The organism is Variovorax sp. 10N432, assembly GCF_056394465.1.
Genome location: NZ_JBFTHX010000036.1, coordinates 20,131 through 39,744 on the forward strand (window position 1 = coordinate 20,131; position 19,614 = coordinate 39,744).

Annotated in this window: 13 protein-coding genes and 3 pseudogenes; 10 read left to right on the plus strand and 6 right to left on the minus strand. The window is 60.3% G+C overall.

What is annotated here, in order from left to right:
- Positions 1-36: 36 nt before the first annotated feature.
- Entirely contained in the window at positions 37-4,167 is a 4,131-nt protein-coding gene (locus AC1DF3_RS29080) for a patatin-like phospholipase family protein (RefSeq protein WP_478141684.1), read from the plus strand.
- Between the two features lie 64 nt (positions 4,168-4,231).
- On the opposite strand, the pseudogene AC1DF3_RS29085 reads toward AC1DF3_RS29080, so the two are convergent.
- Positions 4,232-4,434, minus strand: a pseudogene (locus AC1DF3_RS29085) (IS3 family transposase); the annotation flags it as partial.
- A 113-nt stretch (positions 4,435-4,547) separates the two neighbouring features.
- Positions 4,548-4,751, minus strand: a pseudogene (locus AC1DF3_RS29090) (IS3 family transposase); the annotation flags it as partial.
- Between the two features lie 674 nt (positions 4,752-5,425).
- Here AC1DF3_RS29090 and AC1DF3_RS29095 point away from each other — a divergent pair.
- From AC1DF3_RS29095 to AC1DF3_RS29115, 5 genes are all read left to right on the plus strand, one after another.
- Positions 5,426-8,428 (plus strand): DUF1129 domain-containing protein, encoded by a 3,003-nt coding sequence (locus AC1DF3_RS29095; RefSeq protein WP_478141685.1) that lies wholly within the window; start codon positions 5,426-5,428, stop codon positions 8,426-8,428.
- A 71-nt stretch (positions 8,429-8,499) separates the two neighbouring features.
- Positions 8,500-8,883: a hypothetical protein gene (locus tag AC1DF3_RS29100; protein WP_478141686.1), complete on the plus strand. Its 384-nt coding sequence runs from the start codon at positions 8,500-8,502 to the stop codon at positions 8,881-8,883.
- A 318-nt stretch (positions 8,884-9,201) separates the two neighbouring features.
- Positions 9,202-9,570: a type II toxin-antitoxin system VapC family toxin gene (locus AC1DF3_RS29105; protein ID WP_478141687.1), complete on the plus strand. Its 369-nt coding sequence runs from the start codon at positions 9,202-9,204 to the stop codon at positions 9,568-9,570.
- Positions 9,571-10,016: 446 nt separating this feature from the next.
- On the plus strand, positions 10,017-10,253 hold the full coding sequence (locus tag AC1DF3_RS29110) for a hypothetical protein (protein ID WP_478141688.1): 237 nt from the start codon (positions 10,017-10,019) through the stop codon (positions 10,251-10,253).
- On the plus strand, positions 10,250-11,047 hold the full coding sequence (locus AC1DF3_RS29115) for a site-specific integrase (RefSeq protein WP_478141689.1): 798 nt from the start codon (positions 10,250-10,252) through the stop codon (positions 11,045-11,047). Before AC1DF3_RS29110 ends, AC1DF3_RS29115 begins: the two co-directional genes overlap by 4 nt.
- Before the next feature lie 236 nt (positions 11,048-11,283).
- On the opposite strand, the gene AC1DF3_RS29120 is transcribed toward AC1DF3_RS29115, so the two are convergent.
- The 3 genes from AC1DF3_RS29120 to AC1DF3_RS29130 all read right to left on the minus strand — a co-directional run bounded on the left by AC1DF3_RS29120 (position 11,284) and on the right by AC1DF3_RS29130 (position 13,185).
- Entirely contained in the window at positions 11,284-11,529 is a 246-nt protein-coding gene (locus tag AC1DF3_RS29120) for a hypothetical protein (RefSeq protein ID WP_478141690.1), read from the minus strand.
- A 35-nt stretch (positions 11,530-11,564) separates the two neighbouring features.
- Positions 11,565-12,398 carry a hypothetical protein gene (locus tag AC1DF3_RS29125; RefSeq protein WP_478141691.1) on the minus strand — a complete coding sequence of 278 codons (834 nt, stop codon included), beginning with the start codon at positions 12,396-12,398 and terminating at the stop codon, positions 11,565-11,567.
- Between the two features lie 193 nt (positions 12,399-12,591).
- A complete protein-coding gene (locus tag AC1DF3_RS29130) occupies positions 12,592-13,185 on the minus strand; it encodes a hypothetical protein (protein WP_478141692.1) in 594 nt (197 codons plus the stop codon).
- A gap of 215 nt (positions 13,186-13,400) precedes the next feature.
- Here AC1DF3_RS29130 and AC1DF3_RS29135 point away from each other — a divergent pair, with 215 nt between their 5' ends.
- The 4 genes and pseudogenes from AC1DF3_RS29135 to AC1DF3_RS29150 all read left to right on the plus strand — a co-directional run bounded on the left by AC1DF3_RS29135 (position 13,401) and on the right by AC1DF3_RS29150 (position 17,726).
- Positions 13,401-13,640, plus strand: a complete 240-nt coding sequence (locus tag AC1DF3_RS29135) for a hypothetical protein (RefSeq protein ID WP_478141693.1) — start codon at positions 13,401-13,403, stop codon at positions 13,638-13,640.
- Positions 13,637-14,245, plus strand: a complete 609-nt coding sequence (locus AC1DF3_RS29140) for a hypothetical protein (protein ID WP_478141694.1) — start codon at positions 13,637-13,639, stop codon at positions 14,243-14,245. The genes AC1DF3_RS29135 and AC1DF3_RS29140 overlap by 4 nt, the downstream gene beginning before the upstream one ends.
- A 140-nt stretch (positions 14,246-14,385) precedes the next feature.
- Positions 14,386-16,473: pseudogene (locus tag AC1DF3_RS29145) on the plus strand (transposase).
- Positions 16,474-16,697: 224 nt separating this feature from the next.
- A complete protein-coding gene (locus tag AC1DF3_RS29150) occupies positions 16,698-17,726 on the plus strand; it encodes an IS110 family RNA-guided transposase (protein ID WP_478141695.1) in 1,029 nt (342 codons plus the stop codon).
- 518 nt (positions 17,727-18,244) lie between these two features.
- Here the strand turns inward: AC1DF3_RS29150 and AC1DF3_RS29155 are convergent.
- Positions 18,245-19,480, minus strand: a complete 1,236-nt coding sequence (locus AC1DF3_RS29155; RefSeq protein WP_478141696.1) for an IS4 family transposase — start codon at positions 19,478-19,480, stop codon at positions 18,245-18,247.
- Positions 19,481-19,614: the final 134 nt, after the last annotated feature.

Genomic DNA, 19,614 nt, shown 5'->3' on the forward strand with positions numbered 1-19,614 from the left:
AACCAACCAGTTCGCGGCCGCCATCTGGAGGGGCCTGTGGAAATCACGGAGAACGCTGCTCGTAACGACGCCAAGCCCAAGCCGAACGCCGTCATCGACGAACAAGTCACCCTGCGCCGTCAAAAGCTCAACGATGCCATCCCCCCGAATCACCACCAGCGCCTCCCCGATGGCGCTGGCGACAAGTGGGGGCTGGCGCTCTCGGGTGGCGGCATTCGAAGCGCAACCTTCTGCTTCGGGCTGCTGAGGGCCTTGGCAAACCAGAAGACTCTTCTTCGGTTCGACCTGATGTCCACCGTCTCCGGCGGCGGCTACATCGGAACCATGCTTGGCTGCCTTTTCAATCGGGCCAAGGATGGGAAGGAAGCGCTTCAAGTTGAAGAGGCCATTGACGGTCAACAGCACCAGCACACCCAACCACACCACTCAGGTCAGGCGTCGTCCAACGCCGTAGCGGAGAAACCAACGGCCTGGTTCCTCTGGTGGCTCAGGGCGAACGGCCGCTACCTCATCCCTCGCGGGGTAAGGGACACCAGTTTTGCCTTTGCACTTTATGTGCGCAACCTCGCGGGCATTCACCTAGAGCTGGGGCTGATTGCAGTGTCGCTTGGCTTGCTCCTCGCACTCTTGGACCTGTTCGTTTGGGGTGTTCTGCGCACCGGAGGCTTCCTCTACGCCAGCAGCACGTACTTCGATACGCTGTCGTACCTGCCCAGTTGGTGTCCCACCGTAGCCCTTCTCTTGCCATTCTTTGCCATCGCCGCGGCCCGAATTGCGTCGGCGTACTGGGCTGTTCCTTGGGTACATGCCAGTCTTCGTCGAACCACGGCGCCCACACCCGCCGCTCCACCCGCGACCAATACGAGCAGTGCGGGCCCTGCGACACCGCCTGCGAGCAAGCTCACAGCCACGACCGGCTTCTGGGTAACCTGCGCGGTCGTCCTCATCTTCGACATTCTGTTCGGCTACGCCTTCTACAGATTTGGCTTGGGAACATCGGAGGACGGCGACGTGTTGCGCCGGGTCGTTTGGGTCACCATCGTCGGGCTGGTAGCCCTCTGGGTCGCCGGTTCCCTGAAGGCAAAGAGCACGCTCCAAGACCAAGAACCCAAGTACATGCAGGCCCCGCCGCTATTGGCTGACGCTGCTCGCAACAAGCTGACCAAGCAGTTCGCCACCCGTCTGCGCTGGATGCTGGCAATCGTGGTCATCGGGTTGATTGACCGCATGGCGTGGCAGTTGGCCTTCGGAGAACGAACACTCCTGAACGTCGGCTTGTCACTGGGCATCGCCGCCGCCATCCTGCGGGGCCTGGCCCCGCTCGCATCGAACGCGTCTTCCAAGGGCCAATCAAGCCCCATCATGTCGGCCGTGGTCATCACCTTGGGTCGCGTGGCCGGCTATGGGCTTACGTTCCTGCTCGTATCCTGGTGGGTCTCCATCGTCTACCAAACGGTGTTAGGCGCGCTGTTTACAACTGACGGGCTCAAGTATGCTGAAGCAGGCGCCACCCTGTTCTTCATCGCCCTTCCGACAGCGGGCTACTTGCTATGGACAGGGAGCAATCTCACTTTCCTCAACCTTTCTTCGCTGCACTCGTTCTATCGGGCACGCCTGGTTCGCAGCTACATGGGAGCCGCAAATGCGGAACGGTTCCAGCAGCCCCACCCGTTGGGCGCCTTGAATCCAGTTGGCAAGTTGATGCCCACCGGGAAGACCAATACGTCCATCGATGATGTGAGTGCCGGCGATGACATCTCTCTAAGCAATTACCGCCCGCAGGATTCCGGAGGTCCGGTGCATCTTATCAACGTGTGCATCAATCAGACCCAAGACCCGCGCGGCAACATGTTCAACCAGGACCGGCGAGGCTTGCCGCTCTGCGTAGCGTCAGGGGGACTGATTAAGGAAAGCCAGGACGACTGGAAACCCGAGAGCCACACGACCGGCCTGAGCGTCGGACGTTGGATGGCAATCTCGGGGGCTGCATTCAGCACTGGGATGGGAGCCGGGACGAAGGGCGGCATCACGGCGCTGATGACATTTGCTGGTGTCCGCCTCGGATACTGGTGGGGAGAAGCTGAGCGAACAGGGCAGCCCAAGAGGTCTCCATTGCTCACGAAGTCCAAGGGACTCATCGACGAATTGTTCGGCAATTTCCAGGGCACGGCCGGATCGGACTGGTTTCTCAGCGATGGCGGGCACTTTGAGAACACAGCCGCCTACGCGCTCTTGGCGCAAAGAGCCAAGGTCATCGTGGTTGCTGACTGTGGCGCAGACCCAGACTACACCTTCGGCGACTTGGAAAACCTGGTGCGCATCGCACGTGTGGACCTGCAGGCCGAGATTCGGTTTCAACGTCCAAATGCAGAGCGGCGCCTTCCCGACGAACTGTCTGCCTTCGGCCGCATTGGAGACCTCGCCTCCGACAAGAGTACGGCCTGCCTCGCTCTTGCGCGGGTGGCCTATGGAGGCACCGACCCTGCGAGCGAGGGCATCCTGATTCTCATCAAGCCCAACATCTGCGCAGGGCTACCTGTTGACCTGCTCAACTTCAAACGCCAGTATGAGGACTTCCCGCAACAAACCACCGCCGACCAGTTCTTCTCCGAAGCGCAGTGGGAGTCATACTTCCTGCTCGGCCAATTTTTGGGTGGACACCTGCGTCGCGATTTCATCGAGCGCCTGATTGTCAACAAAGACGTTTGGTTTCAGGACGACGAGCGGTCCCCGTTCGAGAAAGCGAAGGGGTCGAACAACGAAGAGCCCGCGGCCCTCATCTCGAGGCTACCTGAGCGAATCGTTGCGCGCTCAGCTGCGGTTGGCACCACGATTGGGCTGGGAGCAGCGGCCACACTGGGCGTCTCCACTTGGCAGGCCATTGACGGCTTGCGGTCGTCGTACTCCAAGACAGCAAGCGAGCAGCATGCTGCTCTCAAGGAAATTGCCGACCTCTGGGCGCGAGTGCCAGCTGCCGCATACCAGGAGCCGCGAGATGAGAAAGACTCCATCGCGCTCGACAAGTTGGCCGCGGCCATCGTTCGCACCGCGGACACCCTGTGCCCGAGCAACGAGGCCGATTGGTACCGGCAGTCCCCGCTTGCGACTGTCATCACCAAGAGCGCCATCGAGAAATGCAAAGCGGTGCCGTCGGCCCAGAGGGGGTCCGCCTGCCAAGCCCTCATCGAAGCGTCCATTCCTGAACTCAAGAGCACCCTGCCGAAATGTCTGGGCTGGGAGGAGCAACGCAAGACGCTGCGGCCGCCGCCCTATTACTGGGTCTACGACTACTCTGCTACAGGAATCATTGACAACTGGCATCCTTGCGACCGGCGACGAAATGAGCTTGCCGAGCGGGAGGCGGCCTACAAGCTGCCCTCCGCGTTTGGGCGCATTGAGGTCCCGAAGACCGCGCCCAATTATGGGAAGACAGAACGCGTTTTGGCAGGTTGCCGGATTCCCCGCGCGGACCGGACGCAAGACGAGCGCGAGGCCATTGAGCAGCACCCGTATCCCAGCTTCCGCGTTCAACTGGCACAACTCGTCGGCCTTGATGTCTTCTCACTGACGAAGTTGACTCAAGCCGGGACCACTACGATAGCGTCGACCCAACCGACCGCGGTCGGGTCAGCCGCACCTCCGCCGCCCCCGCCGGCGCCTGTCTCCTCCTCACCTGACGTCGGGCTGGCTGCGGCGAACACGCCAGCTCGTCCCCTGAACGCCAGCTGCTCGAGACCCGAATTGACCCCGGCGCAAGAGGCGATACGCGGTGCCTGTAAGGATGTCCGGGTGTTCATCCAGACCTATGGGTTTGACCCACAGAAGCAAGCGGCGCTTTCTTGCTATCGCGATGCGTGGAGCGGAGTCCTCCAGGCCGCCCAGCTTCCTGTCGAGGATGTCGTGCAATCAGCCCGCCGGCGTGGACGTCCAGATCCGGTTCCAGTCCAGACGTCCACCATCCGCTTCCATGGCGCCGACTCCATGGACTGTGCCCTGGACCTCGCCGACATTGCGGGCAGGTCCGGAGACTGGAGGGTTGAGCCGTTGTCCTCTCGACTGAAGGCAGAGCGCCGGACGCTTGAGGTTTGGATTGCGCCAACAGACGAGTTGAAACCGCCTGCATCTGCAGCAACCCCACCGGTCCCGGCACCTGTGCCGCCAAGATAGGGAAGGTGTTGGCGCCGGCCGAAATTTGACCCACCGGGGGTGCGGATAAAAACTTGGACTGGTTTTATGCCGCAAGCCCAAGGCTCCCCCGGTATTCGATGGGGCTGAGTGAGCCAAGGGAGATTTTGATCCGCTTTTCGTTGTACCAGCGGATGTAGGAATCAACTACTTCAATGAACTGCTCAATGGTCCTGGCCTGCCGTCCCGAGGATAGAACAGTTCTGTTTTCAGCCTACCGAAGAAGCCTTCACAGGCTGCGTTGTCTGGTTAGCACGCCTCGCGCGGGAACAACCCGTCACGGAACAACAAGCCCTTGAATGCCTGTGGCTTGCGCTTGAGTTCTTCGATGAAGTGCCGGTAGTCGATCGCCCGGCCGCGGGAGGTGCCACCGGATGCACTGGGTGCCGCTTGCTGGTGTTGGGCTCGCGGTACAGCGCCTGGATGCCCATGCGCCGCATCAGCGTGCGCACGCGCCGCCGTCCAACCTCGATGCCCAGCAACCGCAGCAAGTCCCGCACCATGCGGCTGCCCGCGAATGGATGCTCCAGGTGCAATTCGTCAATGCGACGCATCAACGTCAGCTCTCTTCGCCTGGGCCTCGGGTGGACGCCGGCGTTCGGAAGGTCAGAGGCGGTGTTCGAGAACCTGCACCACGCGACGAAGGCGCCTTTCTGCTGTATACGCTGGCGAGGAACCATAACGGGAAGGTAAGGCCTGAGGATGTGAAGCCTGTGGTTGGGTCGGCGGCCGAAGCCATGGAGGCTTGGCTGAAGGCGAGCGGCATCACCTCGGGCCCCTCCTCCGGCGCATCCTCAAGAACCGGAAGCTCGGCGCCGACTGGCTCTCGAGGACGTCGGGCCTGGCACATCGTGAAGGCGCGCTGTGCGGCCGCGGGAGTGGGTGGGATTTCTCGGCGCATTCGCTGCGCTCTGGGTTTGTGACCGAGGCGGGTCGTTAGAACATGCCCTTGCAAGAAACGATGGCCATGACGGGGCATCGCAGCTCCGGGCAGGTGCCGCTCAGGTGAGCGCGGTGGCTCGAATGACGGATTCGGGAAAGCGTGAATCAGAGCCTGAAACGCGCCGAGGCGGACTTTATCACAAGGGCCATTGCCCTTCGCCGTGGCCAAAAGGTCTACATCGTTTGAATGTAGAAAGAGCCAAAACTGAGCGGAAACTAACACATTATCACTGAAAAATGGACTATGTTAGTTTATCGGGCAAGCCACGTCATGTTCTGCGAGGCTCTCACTTTAGCTTTGAATCATGGCTGGGGCGATGAATTCTATCGAAGCCTTTTTACCAGACGTCTTCGAGGACAGGTCGAAGCAATTGTCCAACTACTCAAGACGGAGCAAGCGCTTGGTAGCGTGGAGAACGTTGATAAGTTGCTGATAGCTTTGAAGACAGCGTTGGTCCTAAGAAAAACAGAGCGAAAAAAATTGTTATCGAACACGATAGCAATCGACCCACTCGAAATTGAGGAGTCACTTGCTAAATACCATGATGTTATTAGCCCGTTGCCTAAGGCCATCCAGAACTTCATAGACGCATACTTGTGCGATGTGCAGCACGAGTACTTTATTGGTGGCCCAATAGGAAGCAAAGATGACGTTCGCCTGCAATTATCTACGCAACGGATGCACAAGTATGGTCTTATCGGGCTGGCGTTATCCGGAGGGGGAATCCGCAGCGCAAGCTTTTGCATAGGTGTGCTCCAATCTATGGGCGCCTCCGGCCTATTAACCGCAATAAACTTCATATCGGCGGTATCAGGCGGAGGATATGCTGCGAGTTGGTTGTCGGCGTGGGCCTATCGCCATAGAGAAGGTATAAAGGGAGTACAGGACGATATCAGAAATCATGGATCGAGAGACAGCGGTCCATTAAGATGGGTTCGCCGCTATGGATCTTATTTATCGCCGCGTCAAGGTCTACTAGCGCCCGATCTCTGGGGCTTAGTGGTCGCATATATCAGCAATTGGGTTCCCATTTTTGTCTTTGTCTTTTCAGCAATAGGCGCCATGATGCTGATTCCCCATGCATTGGTGGAAGGGGTTGAATATATAACAAGAAAAACAACAGATACAGCTGCCATTCGAAGAATATTTATTGCTGGAACAGTCCTGGGCGCAGTTGGACTCGCGGCGTTCTTTCGCTCCTTGACTTTACATAGTAGCCCAAAGTCGCAAGACCGACCATCGCCAATAATTCCGATCGTGGTAGTAGCTTCTTCTCTTACGCTGGGGTTAATGCTCACCGCAGCGGCGCCGTTGTTGCTACCCCGCTTTGAATTGGTCTTTCAAAGCTTCACTTTAAGTTATTTTAACGAAGAGATCGATGATCGTCTTCTCTCGACAATGTTTTTTTGGACCACAGTTTATCTGGCTGCATTTGTTGTTGGAATTTGCTTTGATTGGATAAAGGAGTATTTGGCTTGTCGCACAAAGCCTCAATTGAACTATCAAACCAAGCGCAGCATTAGAAATTTTCTTGCTCTCTTGGCGGGATCACTTGTTGCCGGAGTGACGGGCGGTTTGTTCATAGATATGGCACTGACCGTGGCGGGCTCTAGCTCCACCGAATTAGTCGTGACCCTAGGCCCGATTTCCGTAGTTACAGTGCTAGGGCTTGCCGAACTTACGTTCGTTCTGTTCACGGAGCGCTACCAGAGTGACATCGTTCGGAGTCGCTCCGCTAGGGTTGGCGGCTGGATGTTGATTGCAGCTGGTTGCTGGACCTTGGTTTGCTTTTTTTCTCTAACCGTCCCGTCAAACATTCATCTTAGCGGAAGGTCTGCATATTCTTTCGCAATTGTGGTTGCGATCTTCGTTGCGTTATTCCTACTGGCAAAAAAGTACAAAGAGATTGCCCCCTTGGCCATCGCATTAAGCGCAATTTTAATATTGGTTGCCTATGCATGCCTTTTTGTAGGACCAGCGGTCGATCTTGTCGGGAGGGATTCGGGAAATGTATGGAGAGAAGCGGTTGCGTTGGGCCTTTTTGCTCTGCTCATAGGTAGACTAACGAATGTGAACAGATTCTCGCTTCACTCGATTTACAAGGATGCGTTGGTCCGAACCTTTCTCGGCGCCTCTCGACTGGACGTACGGAACCTTAACGTCTCCGAGCCTGCAGATATTCCTGAATTAGGCGACCCGTCAGAAGTAAGGACCCGAAATGCTCAATACAAGCGGAGGCGTCCCGATGCATTGACGGATTTCGACGACGAAGATAATCCGGCATTCGGTTGGCTAAAGCCAGCGGCCACCCGTCAGCTGCCGATATTGCTTTTGAATGCAGCGGTCAACGGGAAGGCTGACGACGACAGTGAAGGGCGCGTCCCACGACAGTTTCCGTATACCTTTAGTGCCCTCTACTCTGGAAGTGCGGCTTCCGGAATCGGATATGCGAAAACGGATTTGTTTTTTCGCAAGACCTCTGACAATGTCGGTCTGACGTTGGGCACGGCAATGGCAGTTTCTGGGGCTGCCGTATCGCCGACATCGGGCAGAAGTACCGACCCACTGCGCGCATTTCTTTTGGGATTGATGAACGCCCGACTGGGATTGTGGATCGGAAACCCGAGTCGGGGTTCCGTCGAAAAGGAAACGCCGAGGCTCGGCGGACTGACAATGTTGCAGGAGTTATTGGGCATCAGGACAATTTTCAAACGCTGGATTCATTTAAGTGATGGAGGGCATTTCGAAAATTTGGGAGTTTATGAGCTTGTGCGACGCGGCTGTCGCAGGATTATTGCGGTCGACGCGTCTTGCGATCCACAGCGCAACTTTTCCGATCTCGCAAATACTATCCGACGCGTCCAGATTGATCTTGGTGTTTCAATTAGAAGAACCGAACCTTGGGGAAAAGATGCAGAGTTTGATCTCGGCCACCCAGAGTTGAACGGGCTGAACAATCAAAGGGCTTGGACGTGGTTTGAAATCGACTACGGGACTGATGTAAAAGGCCGTGTCCTACCCAAAGGCAGGATGTTGTATCTCAAACCAAGTGTTGAGGGCATAGTTCAATCCTCTGTATCGGTCGTAAATTACAAGCGAGCCGCTGTAAATTTTCCGCATGAGAGCACTTCGGATCAGTTTTTTACTGAGCAACAGCTTGAAGCGTATAGATCGCTGGGATTTGACAGTGCAAGCCATGCCTTTGAACACATTCTCGGGGATTTTGAGGAGGCCACTCCTCAGCAGGATGCCGTCTTGGCGACCTTCATGCGGCGGAGGTTTGTTCGTTCGTCACAATGAGACTAGAATCACCCGTCTCATGTAGAAAGTGATACATTCAGTTACGCTCGGCCGAGCGATAGGGGAAGTTTATGAGCCAGCATTTTCATCTCCAAGCTCGTCGAAGCACACGAGAAGCTGAGGTGTTGGCGCCGCTTGCGGCGCGCGGCGGCCTACTTGAATCGGCGGTTCGAACCATGAACCTTGGAGAGCGTGTCATTCATGCGGAGGATGCCGCTACGCTCAAGGCCCTCGAGAAAGTTGTCGGCGAGAAGATCCTCGAGGAGGTTACTGAGGTGACCGGACTTAGCCCCGCCGCTGCGACGCGGATCGTTCTTGAACAGTTGGACTCCGTAGCCCATTTTGTACGCACAGACGGGGAGCCGTTACCGGAGGACTTCAAGGCCGTGGAGCAGTTGATCCGAAGCGGAAGAGGTCAGTTGTTTGTTCGTACTCCGAAGGCGCGCGTCCCTTGAGTCTGGAGGGGGTGCGGGGCGTTGACGAAGGTCGCGGCATACTCTTCGAATCTGGCAGTGGCCATCGCCAAGGTAATGGGCTTTGACCTGAGTCTGCGTGATTTGGTGGAGCGAAAGCTGCACTTGGCGCTTGACCACGTAGCCTAGCACTTCGAGGGTGAGCATTCGAATCTGACCCGATCTACGAGGCCGGTATGCAACTTGGCAGGCTGTTGCGCATGGCATTCAAGCGGGCAAGCGCCTCATTGCGCTCGGAGGGGCTTCCCCCGACATCAAGGAGATCCCGCGGCGTCGAGGCGAGTTGATCTCGCCAAGAGCGTGCGCGTCGACACCTCCGTTTGGATCGACCACTTCCGCAGCGGCAACGCCGCCCTCGCAAACTTGGTCGCCTTGGACCTCGCCTTGACCCATCCAATGGTGATCGTTGAATTGGCCTGTGGCACCCCGCCCTCTCCGCGAGAGCGAACGCTTGGCAGCCTGAGCCTGCTGAGGTCGTGCAATCAGGCCACGTTGGACGAAGTCCTCGAATTGATCGAGCGCGAAAGGCTTTGCGCACTCGGGTGCGGATTGGTCGACATGGCGCTACTTGCGTCGACCCTCATCACCCGAGGCGCACGGCTATGGACCCTCGACCGGCGTCTGTTGGAACTGGTGCAGCGATTCGACGTCGCGCATGGCCTCCACTGAAAGCCCAGGCCATGGCAAACGACTTAGGAGATCATTCCTCGCAGAATCCATCGCAACTCGATCTGCTGCTGGCGCAGTACGCTGGCGGCACCCCAACCTCGCGGGAACTCTCGTGCGCGACGGGGCTTGCCTGAGGAGAGATCCTGGTGGAACTGGGCAAGCGCGGCCTGGCGCTGCCGCGCGCGAGTCCGAAGCGCACGCCCGCCCAGGATTCATTGCTGGAACGTGCGCTGCGAGGTGCTGAATGAGTTCCGCCGACAATGGAGAGCAGATGGGCAAGTTGACCGCGCGGACTGCTGACGGCTCACCACAGGTCAATCTGACTCGGCTCAGGCGCGATCACGCGCTCCTCGACCCGGCCCAGCTGTCCGACATGGCCGAGGAAGCCGCCCACGACCTGATGGCCGAGGGCGAGTCCAGCACACACGAGTGTCGTACCGCACGGCGTGCGCTACTGGGCTGCCTGGTTCGGCGCGCGCTACGGCCGCCAGATGGATCTGGCCGTGCCGGTCCCGGTGGTGGGCCAGTTCATCGTCGACCACGCCGAGCGCTCGACCAAGGCCGGGCTGGTGCACCAACTGCAGCCGGAGATCGATGCCGCCCTGGTCGAGGCCGGCTTCAAGGGCAAAGTCGGCGTGCCGGCGTTGAACACGCTGATGCACGGGTCTCGGTTCTGTCGATGACCCACCACCTAGCCAAGCAGCCCAACCCGTGCACCGACTCGACGATGAAGGCCCTCCTGAGCAAGACGCGCAAGGCCTACGCCAAGCGCAATGCCACCCCTCACAAGAAGCGGGCCCTCACCAAAGAGCCGCTCGAGGCGGTGTTGGAGACCTGCGACGACTCGCTCAAGGGGAAGCGTGACCGCGCCCTCCTCCTTTTCGCCTGGTCGTCTGGCGGCCGCCGGCGATCGGAGGTGTCGGAGGCGGTGTTCGAGAACCTGCGCCGCGTCGATGAAGGGGGCTACCTCTACACGCTGGCCAACTCCAAAACGAACCACAGCGGCAAGGTGAAGCCCGAGGATGTGAAACCAGTGGTCGGCACCGCGGCCCAAGCGATGGAAGCCTGGCTGAAGGCCAGCGGGATCACGTCAGGCCCCCTCTTCCGCCGGATCAACAAGGCCGGGCGCCTGGGCGAGGACGCTCTCACCGGCACGGCCATCCGCGACATCGTGAAGGCGCGCTGCACGCTCGCCGGCGTTGGCGAGGACTTCTCGGCTCACTCGCTGCGATCGGGCTTCGTCACAGAGGCTGGCCGGCAGAACATGCCGCTGCAGGAGACCATGGCCATGACCGGCCACCGCAGCATGGACGTCGTGGCGGGCTATTTCCGGGGCTGGCGAGGCCCAGGTAAGTGCGGTCGCGCGGATGATGTACTCGGGAAAGCGCGTGCCCGACAAAGCTTGAATGGCCTCGTCCCGCCGGGTGCAATTTGGCGCTCCTCGAGGAAGAAACGTCGTTTGCGCCATGACCGGTGATGCGTGGGCTGCCTCGCCTGTAGCCGCCACGATTGGCGTTCCGTTCCTTTTCTAGGGCGCCAAAAGGGTCTTCCTCGAGCGCTCGCAGATAGCTGGCCGCGAACGGACCTGGCGACCATGCTCAACCCGCACCAGTGGCACGAGCGGGCGGACGGCCTGCAGGCCGCGTAGCCAGATCAATCCGCGCCAGGCGCGCAGGCCGGCCAAGGCGCTTCAGGTGAGCGCGAGTTGGGGCCTCATCGCTCAGCCCGAATGGTTATGAGTTCAGGAGCACCGTCAGCCCTGGCGCGCGCGCGTGCTTCAGCCTCCAGCAGTGAGTTCGTGCGCTTGGTCTCTGCGATCAACTCGCGCAGCAGTGGCTTCATTCCGATCACTGCGAACGGCAGCACGACCCAGACAATGGCCAACACGATCCCGAACAGCATCAGGATCCCGGCCAACGTTGGTGCAGCAATCCAACTGACGCCAGAAAGAGTGTTCATCGTTCAACTTCCTCCTGCGCAAGCATTGTCCAGCACTACAGACGGGCGGCCCAAGGCCCGTTGCTACCCGCGTTGAAGTCCTCAATATGAACCCAGGCGAGGGCGTCATTTATCGGCGCTCGATCAAACGCAGCAATCGTTGTTCGCTGCTCTGGTGTGTCCGGCCTTGCCACGAACGACGCATCGTTGCTCAGCAGAGGAACGTGAACACCGTGGATACCTGAGAAAGTGGGCTGATGCTCAAGGAGCAGCGCGCACCCGATCAGGATCTCGTCATACTGGACCGCGAATTTGAAGTTCCGAGCTTTTTCGACTTCGCCCAGGGAGTCGGTCTTAAACCAACCACGCATTAGCGCCGGATGCACCGCACGAGTTCCGGGACCGAGGGGAACTGCAAAGAGGACGAACCCGCTAGGTAGGTAGTCGGACTCTTCAAGCCTCCGTCGAACGTGCTCCGGGATGTGACGCCTATCCGGTTCCTCACAGTACTCGAACGCGCAAGCCGTCTTCAATATCCATCTCGCGAGTGCGCGCCGTTCCTCCGTTGACAGGTCTTGTGGCAGCCGCGCACCGCGCGCTAGAGCAAGAATGCTGGCTTCGACCGCACCATCGACCCGATTCATCCAACCGGAGTTGCATTTCGCGCAAACGTCCCCCGCCAAGAGTGTCGCCGCAGGCTGTTGTCGCGACCCGACGTGCTTCCTCAGCTTGAGGCTCCACATGCCGAACGACAGCTTCGATCGTGAATGCCCGAGCTTTTCCAGCCAAGACTTCTTGAGCACATGTTCTTTGGCCTTCGTCGTGCCTTTCTGAATGGACGAACCGCAGTACAGGCAGTGCTTGCTTGTCGTTCGGGGAGCGGTTGTCATCCAGTGAAGGCGATAGTTGCGGCAGGCGGCATTGTGCCTTGGGCCCTACACGAACCGAACCATTTCTTTCAGCGCCGCATCCTCCATCGCCTCCAGCCGCTGCAACTGGCCCCCCGTACCGGCGGCGCCCTTCCACCGCCGACAGCGCCCTGGTTCGCCCCGTATCAGATCGGCAAATGCGGACATGCAGGACTTACTTCTTGGGTTCGTTCATCGCGGTCTCCTTTGCCTTGCAGGCCGCGATCAGCTGAACCCCGTCCTTCATCGCCCACTGCCAAGTGGGCTCAAACTCTCTGCGCATGGAGTACCAAAATGCCACCAATAGCACCGACCACACGATGGCGAACACCCACGCGAAATTATGGGCGTTGACGGAGCCTCCTCTTCCGGAAATTCTCAGAGGAAGCCCCTCATGCCCTTGCCGCTTCCACCAACTGGCAACTCTTCTGATCTCCAGCAATGCGATTCTCATGATCGCCCAGACGACATAGCTCGACGCAATCCCGAGCGCGCCGATGCAAAAGGTACCGACGATGGCGACCAAGCTGAGACCGCGATAGCAATCTGAGGCCTTCTCCCACGGAAGTTGCACAGCCAAGAAAAACGCCGTGAAAAGTAGCCCCTGGAGAGTAAGGAACCAGGTAATCCGCTGACCGATCAGAATGTTCTCGTGCTCGATGAAGCCGCGGGCGAGCTTGAACTTGTCGAGCGCGCCCACCTTTTCTACGGGCTTGTTCGCGGTGTCGGCCGCTGTGTCAGCGGACAACTGTGAGGCATCAACCGTCATGCGAAAACTCCCTGAGTGACAGGGGCGTTTTAGCACGCGTGTCATCGCCGACGAATATGCCAATCGGAGAAGCGCGCGCCGGGACGGCCGCGTTGGCGCGAGGCACCGTTGCCTCTGAGCGCCGCCTCTGTCGGTGGCCGCCCGCTGGTTAACGAACGAAGGAGCAGAAACGCGGCCCTCGGGACAAACGCGGCCATTTGAGCGAAACTATGGGCATGCCAAGCCTCGCCTCCAAACCGAAACCTGCTGCCAAGTCGCGGCCAGGCGTTACCATTCGCATTGACTCGGAAGGGCGCTTCATCGTCGCCGGAAAGAAGGCCGCAGCAAAGAAGCCTTCTAAGGTCACGCTGGGCGGAACTCTGAAGCCGATGACCGTCAAGGATGCCACGCGCGTCGCACAAAAGGCGGGCATCTTGACCCCTTCGGGGAACCTGTCGGGCAAGTACAAGAAGTGAACGGCTCAGCGGGCCGCCTGGTTGTCGCACACCACGGCTGCGACCGAAAGGTTCGAGAGGCCCTTGTGGGTGGCTTCGCCGACCTGAAGCCCAGCAACAATCCGTACGACTGGCTAGGGCCGGGCATCTATTTCTTTGAGGATGACTGGAAGCGGGCTCTGTACTTCGCGCAGACTGCAGCAGACAACCCGGATCGCAAGTACACCGCCAAGCCGATCGAAGAACCAGCGGTCGTCGGAGTGATCCTTCGGGTCGAACGGTGGCTTGATATGGCGACGCAGGTAGGAATCGATGAGTTCCTCACCGCACACCAAGCCCTGCAGAAGGCGATGCATGCCAAGGGCAAGAAGATGCCCATCAACAAGCCTGCCTCTGACGACGATGAGGAGATGCTCTTGCGAAACCTGGATCGCGCCGTCTTCAACTTGCTGCACGAAGGTCGCCGGGAGCAAAGCCTTCCCGCCTACCAGGCCGTGCGTGGCCCCTTTACCCAGGGGAAGCCTGTCGTCGACACCTCTGCCATCCGTCGTCAAACCCACATTCAACTCGCGGTACCGGACGCCAGCTGCATCGTCGGCTACTTTCGAGTGCGGGAAGCGGAATAGCGGCCGTACGGCCCCCCTCACCGGGAAGGCCGCGACGTTTTTGCCGGGATGGCAGCCGCACCGCGCCCAGCGCATCGCCCTGTCCCTGTCCCGTCCTTGTTGCGTTCATTGCTGCGGATCAGAACCCGGGGTAGTCGTCCGTGCAGCAAGATTCGGTTTGCTCCGAGAGCCTTTGCTGGCGCGGGTTTGGGCACGGCGGCACACCGTCTGGAACGCTTCCCCAGAGTGGCCAACGACGGCGATGTACAGTCCGCCGACAGCCTGCTTTGGTCGGTCATGTCCACCTATGTCATCGCTTCGTCGGTCTGGAAACCCTGCCGGGTCGCCTGACTGACTTTGACCTCCAGCAGTTCTTCCAACTCGGCACTGGTGACGTCGAGGCGGTTCGCCAGCGGTTCCGATCAGACCGCCGGGTCGCAGGCGCGCTGCAGTTGCTGTTCCTGCGTGCGTGCGGCCGCCTCATGGACCGCTTTGCCGTATTGCCGCGCAATCTGCGGCGGAACGTGGCCGAAGCCCTGCACGCACCGCCGCTGACGATCGCGAGCCTACGCAGTCTCCACGAGCGCCGCCCGACGCTGTACGAGCACCAGCAGTGGGCGAGGGACTACCTCGGTCTGAGGGACCTCGATCCGCCCGCGGAAGCGGCCCTTGTGGCCATGCTTGCACTTCACGCCGCCGAGGCCGCGCATGCCGACGAACTGGTCACGTCGGCGTGCCATTGGCTGTATGACCACCGCATCCCGATTCCCGGCGAACGCTGTGTTCAGGACTGGGCGCGAGACGCGTTCGCCGCGATTGAAGCCAGCGTCAGCAACGCGATCACCAGCGAAGTCTCCCCTTCCACGATGCGTTGTTGCCTTGATTCGGCCCATAGCCAGCGCCCTGGCGCCGGCTGCTCTCGTCTCGAATGGATACAGACGCCTTCCAAGCGCCACGGGCCTTCCACGCTCGCCGAAACCGTGGAGAAGATCAGCTACCTCAAATCGCTTGGGGTGCACGAGTGGCAGCTCCCCGAGCTTCTGCTGGAGATCGATGCCCAGTGCAACTACAGCGAGGCGCTCCTGGGCCACCGGGCGGAAACCAACGCCGAACTGCTCTCGCGCTGTATGCCGCCCTGCTCGCGAGCGTCGCAGCGATGATCCCCGGCCTGGACACGACGTGGGTGTCCGTCGCGATGCGGGCGCTGGAGACTCATGGCTCGCTTGCGGCGAGCCAACGAGCGCGTGGTCGAGTTCCAGGGCCGGGTTCCACTGGCCGCGCACTGGGGCGACGGCGCCAAGGATTCGGCCGACATGATGTCGCTGGAAGCCACCCGTCATCTCTGGAGCGCGCGCACCGATCCGCGCCGCCGCACCTACGCAGCCGGCATCTACACCCACGTGCTGGACAGTTGGGGCATCGTCTACGACCAGCCGATCGTGCTCAACGAGCGGCAGGCGGGCGTAGCGATCGAAGGCGTCGAGCGGCACAACCGCAGTGATGACCGCATCCGACTTTCGCTCCTTGCCGTAGACACGCACGGGTACACGAACGGCGCCATGGCTGTAGCGAAGTTGCTCGGCTTCGATCTCTGCCCTCGCCTTCAAGCTCTCGCGGAGCGCAAGCTGTACTTGCCTCCGGGCTTTGCTGTGCCAGAGAGCATCGAGCGCGCGACGGTCAAGCGTCTGTCGCGCAAGGCGATCTGCTCCGGTTGGGACGAACTGCTGCGAGTGGTCGCGTCCATCCGAATCGGCAAGACCGGCGCCGACGTTGCGCTGCGCCTGCTCGGCAGTGCCGCGCAGGGCGACCCGGCGTACAAGGCGGCCGAGCATCTTGGCCGCTTGCTGCGCAGCATCTTCCTGTGCGACTACGCGGCGATTCCCGACTTCAGGCGCGAGATTCACATGCTCCTGAGTCGAGGTGAGTCGGTGCATCAATTGCAGCGTGCCGTCTACACCGGCAAGGTGGCGCCCGAACGCGGGCGGCGGCGCGACGAGATGAAAGCGATCTCCGGCTCCCACGCATTGCTCACGAACATTGTGCTGGCCTGGAACACCAGTCGAATGAACGATGCGGTCGAGCGCATGCGCACGGCCGGCATGGACATCGACGATGCATCGCTACGCCGCATCGGGCCGGTGCACCTCGGGCACATCAATTTCCGCGGGACCTTCCGCTTCAGGATCGACGCGTACGCCTCGGCGCTGCTGCGGCCGGGGGGCTCTTCAGGAGCGGCAGTCGAGGGTTGAAGCCGGTCTCACGCGTCGCACTACCGGCATCGAACGCGCTGTGCAATCCAAAGCGTGTCAATCTGCATGGAATGGCAAACCTTGCGCAGAAACCGCGTTTGGTAAGTCGTTGTCAGGATTGAAATTTCTAGACCAAACCGTATCAACCTACTGTGATGGACCCTGCGCCACCCCGATAGCAAACTGTGCGGCTTCATCAACCGTTGTTGTCCCGGAGGTTCATCATGCAGATCGAGATTCTCGGCATGGACTTGGCCAAGCGCGTCTTCCAGCTTCACGGCGCTGACCGCCAGGGCCGTACGGTGTATGTCGCCAAGGTGATGCGCGCTGCCTTCCTGGAGACGGTTCGCGAATCGCGTCCTCGCATCGTCGCCATGGAGGCATGCGGCTCGGCGCACCACTGGGCGCGATGCTTCCGTTCCATGGGGATCGAGGTGCGGCTGGTCAGTCCGCAGTACGTTACACCGTTCGTGAAGACCAACAAGAACGACCGCAACGATGCCCAGGCAATCGTCGAAGCCGCCAGCCGCCCGACGATGAGCTTCGTGACCGTGAAGTCAGTCGAGCAGCAGGATATCCAGGCGGTGCATCGCGTGCGCGAGTTGCTGGTCCAGCAGCGCACGGCTCTGATCAATCAGGCCAGAGGACTGTTGGCCGAGAGAGGAGTCTCGATCGCGCAGACGCGCCAGGCATTCAAGCGTGAGGTCCCGAAGATCGTGGGCGCGTGCGAGGGCGAGGTGACGAGCGTGTGCCAGGCCATGGTGCTAGAGATCTCGCAGCAGATTCACGCGCTGGAGGAACGCATCAAGCATGCCGAGAGCTGGCTTAGGGCGTTCATGAAGCAGTCGGCGCTGTGCAGGAAGATCTCAGCCATTGACGGCGTCGGCACGATCACGGCGACAGCCATGGTGGCCTCGGTCGGGGAGGCCAAGGAGTTCAAGAACGGCCGACATCTGTCAGCCTGGCTGGGGTTGGTACCGCGACAGCATTCGTCCGGCGGCAAGTCGCAGCTCAGGGGCATCAGCAAGCGAGGCGACAAGTACCTTCGAACCTTGCTGATCCACGGCGCGAGGTCGGTGCTGCGCTACGCGGTCGGCAAGACCGATGTGCAGAGTCGATGGCTGCAGGATCTGATAGCGCGGCGCGGCTACAACCGCGCGGCCGTAGCGCTCGCAAACAAGAATGCGCGGGTGATCCAGGCCCTATTGAGCAGCGACGCGCCTTATCGCCCGAGCGCCCCCGTAGCGCACTGAACCGTCTAGGACAAGTACTTCATCTCATTCAGGGAGGGAAATCACACCCAGCACCTGGTTTGCCAAGCTTTAGGAAGTGATGACAGAACTGGTTGGACCAACGCCCACAAGCCTGCTTTCCGTGCCGGCTGCGCCTTCGGGCTCAAGCCGTCAATTTACTGAGGACAGGGCGTGCGGATCTCATCGAGGCTGCGGGCATGTTTCGACGCGCCCACCGGCAAGCCGTATACATGCATGCAGACCGTTTGACGTCACCGAAAAGAGCTTGCAAAAGGCGCAGGGTCCCAATACTGTTCGGTTATGGCATGAAGGTTCTAAATCGAAACGGTATGTGAGAGTCTGATGACTTGGATCGGGGTGGAGGCGGATCAATGATTTCGGGCGTGCAATCCATCGGCACTCGGGTCGTTGCCCGGCGATCAAATGGGGCATACCTCGAGTGGCGCCGCTTGACCATCCGTGGCGAGCGCTTGTTCAGTGTGCGGGTGGCGCGGATTTGGCCGCAAGCGTCGAGCAGTTCATTGAACCATCGTCGTCGGCGTCTCGGGTGCGCTGGGGGGAAAGGCCCCGGAGTGGGGCTGTGCGCGGCGAAGTAGGTGTACGTGCCCCGTGAAGGACAGCTCGGCATGCGCCAGTCGGTGTCGTGTGGCGCCCTGGTGCAGCAGCCAGCGCACCGCGTAGTGCGCCAGCACCCAGCCGTAGAACTCCTGACGCACCAGCTCGGCGGTCTTGCTGCGCAGCACGCGTCGGTTCTGCCGCAGATGGGTCTTGAGCTCGTCAAAGACAGCCTCGATCTCCCAGCGCTGGCTGTAGAGCGCCGCCAGCTCCAGCGCCGGCGCAGCCAGCGGGTCTAACAGGGTAGTCAAGAGCCGGTAGCGTGGCTGCGAATCTTCCTGCCCCGGCAAGGCGTACTCGATGACGCGCACCGCTATGGCCTGGGCTGCCGCCTTCTTTCGACCCAGACGGATGGGGTGGATGGCGCTCAGGTAGGAGCCGTCCTCCAGCATGCGATGCACCGGCAGTTGACGGTTTCCTACGCAGCGCCACAGCAGTTGTGCCCCGGTGGCCTGCGCCTGGCGCCAGTGCTCGAAGCCGTTGAACCCCCTGTCGGCCATGCAGAGCATGCCCGGCTTCAGCAGGGGCAACAGCCGTTGGAACAGCGCCCACTCGTCACTGCGAAAGGGTCCCAGGTTGGCGCCCAGAATCGCATGCGTGGCGCACTCCACCAGCACCATGCATCGCGCCTGCGGGTAGCCGGCGTGCCCACTGCTGCTGCCCGGGTAACCGAAATGCGCCGCGTTCTCGGCCTCGTCAGGCAATTCGAAGGAGCTCCCATCAATGGCGACAAGCCTCAGCCCAGCATAGAACGCGTGAGGGTGCGTAAAAGCATCGGCCAGTGGCACGCAACATCGCTCGACCAATTCCTGCAAAGGTGCCGCGCCGATCTTGCTGCGCAACTCGCTGATCGAGGACTTGGTCACCCGAGGTGGATCCGCAGCGCCAGCGGCCCAGGCAAACCCTTGCGACACAGCGGCGAAGACCTCCTCGTAGGCGGCCTCGGGATAAAGGCTCAGCGCCATGCAGTAGTACGTCCCTGCCACCGCCGGAAAGCTGCGCACGCGCTGCGAATTGCAGCCGTGGGCGTCCAACACTGCATTGACCACCTCAGCCGGCACGACTCGCGCCAGCAAACTGGCGCTCAGAAAGTCAGCCAACCTTGCACCAGTGCCCAGGATCGCCTTGGTTCGTGGCATGCCCGACTCCGTCGTTGCGACGGTGGTCATTGTGGATCAAATTTTCTTATCCGAACAGTATTGCGCAGGGTCCATACATACACGGAAAGGACGATCACCCCGACCTCCAATTTCCGTCGCTCTGACGCCTGCGC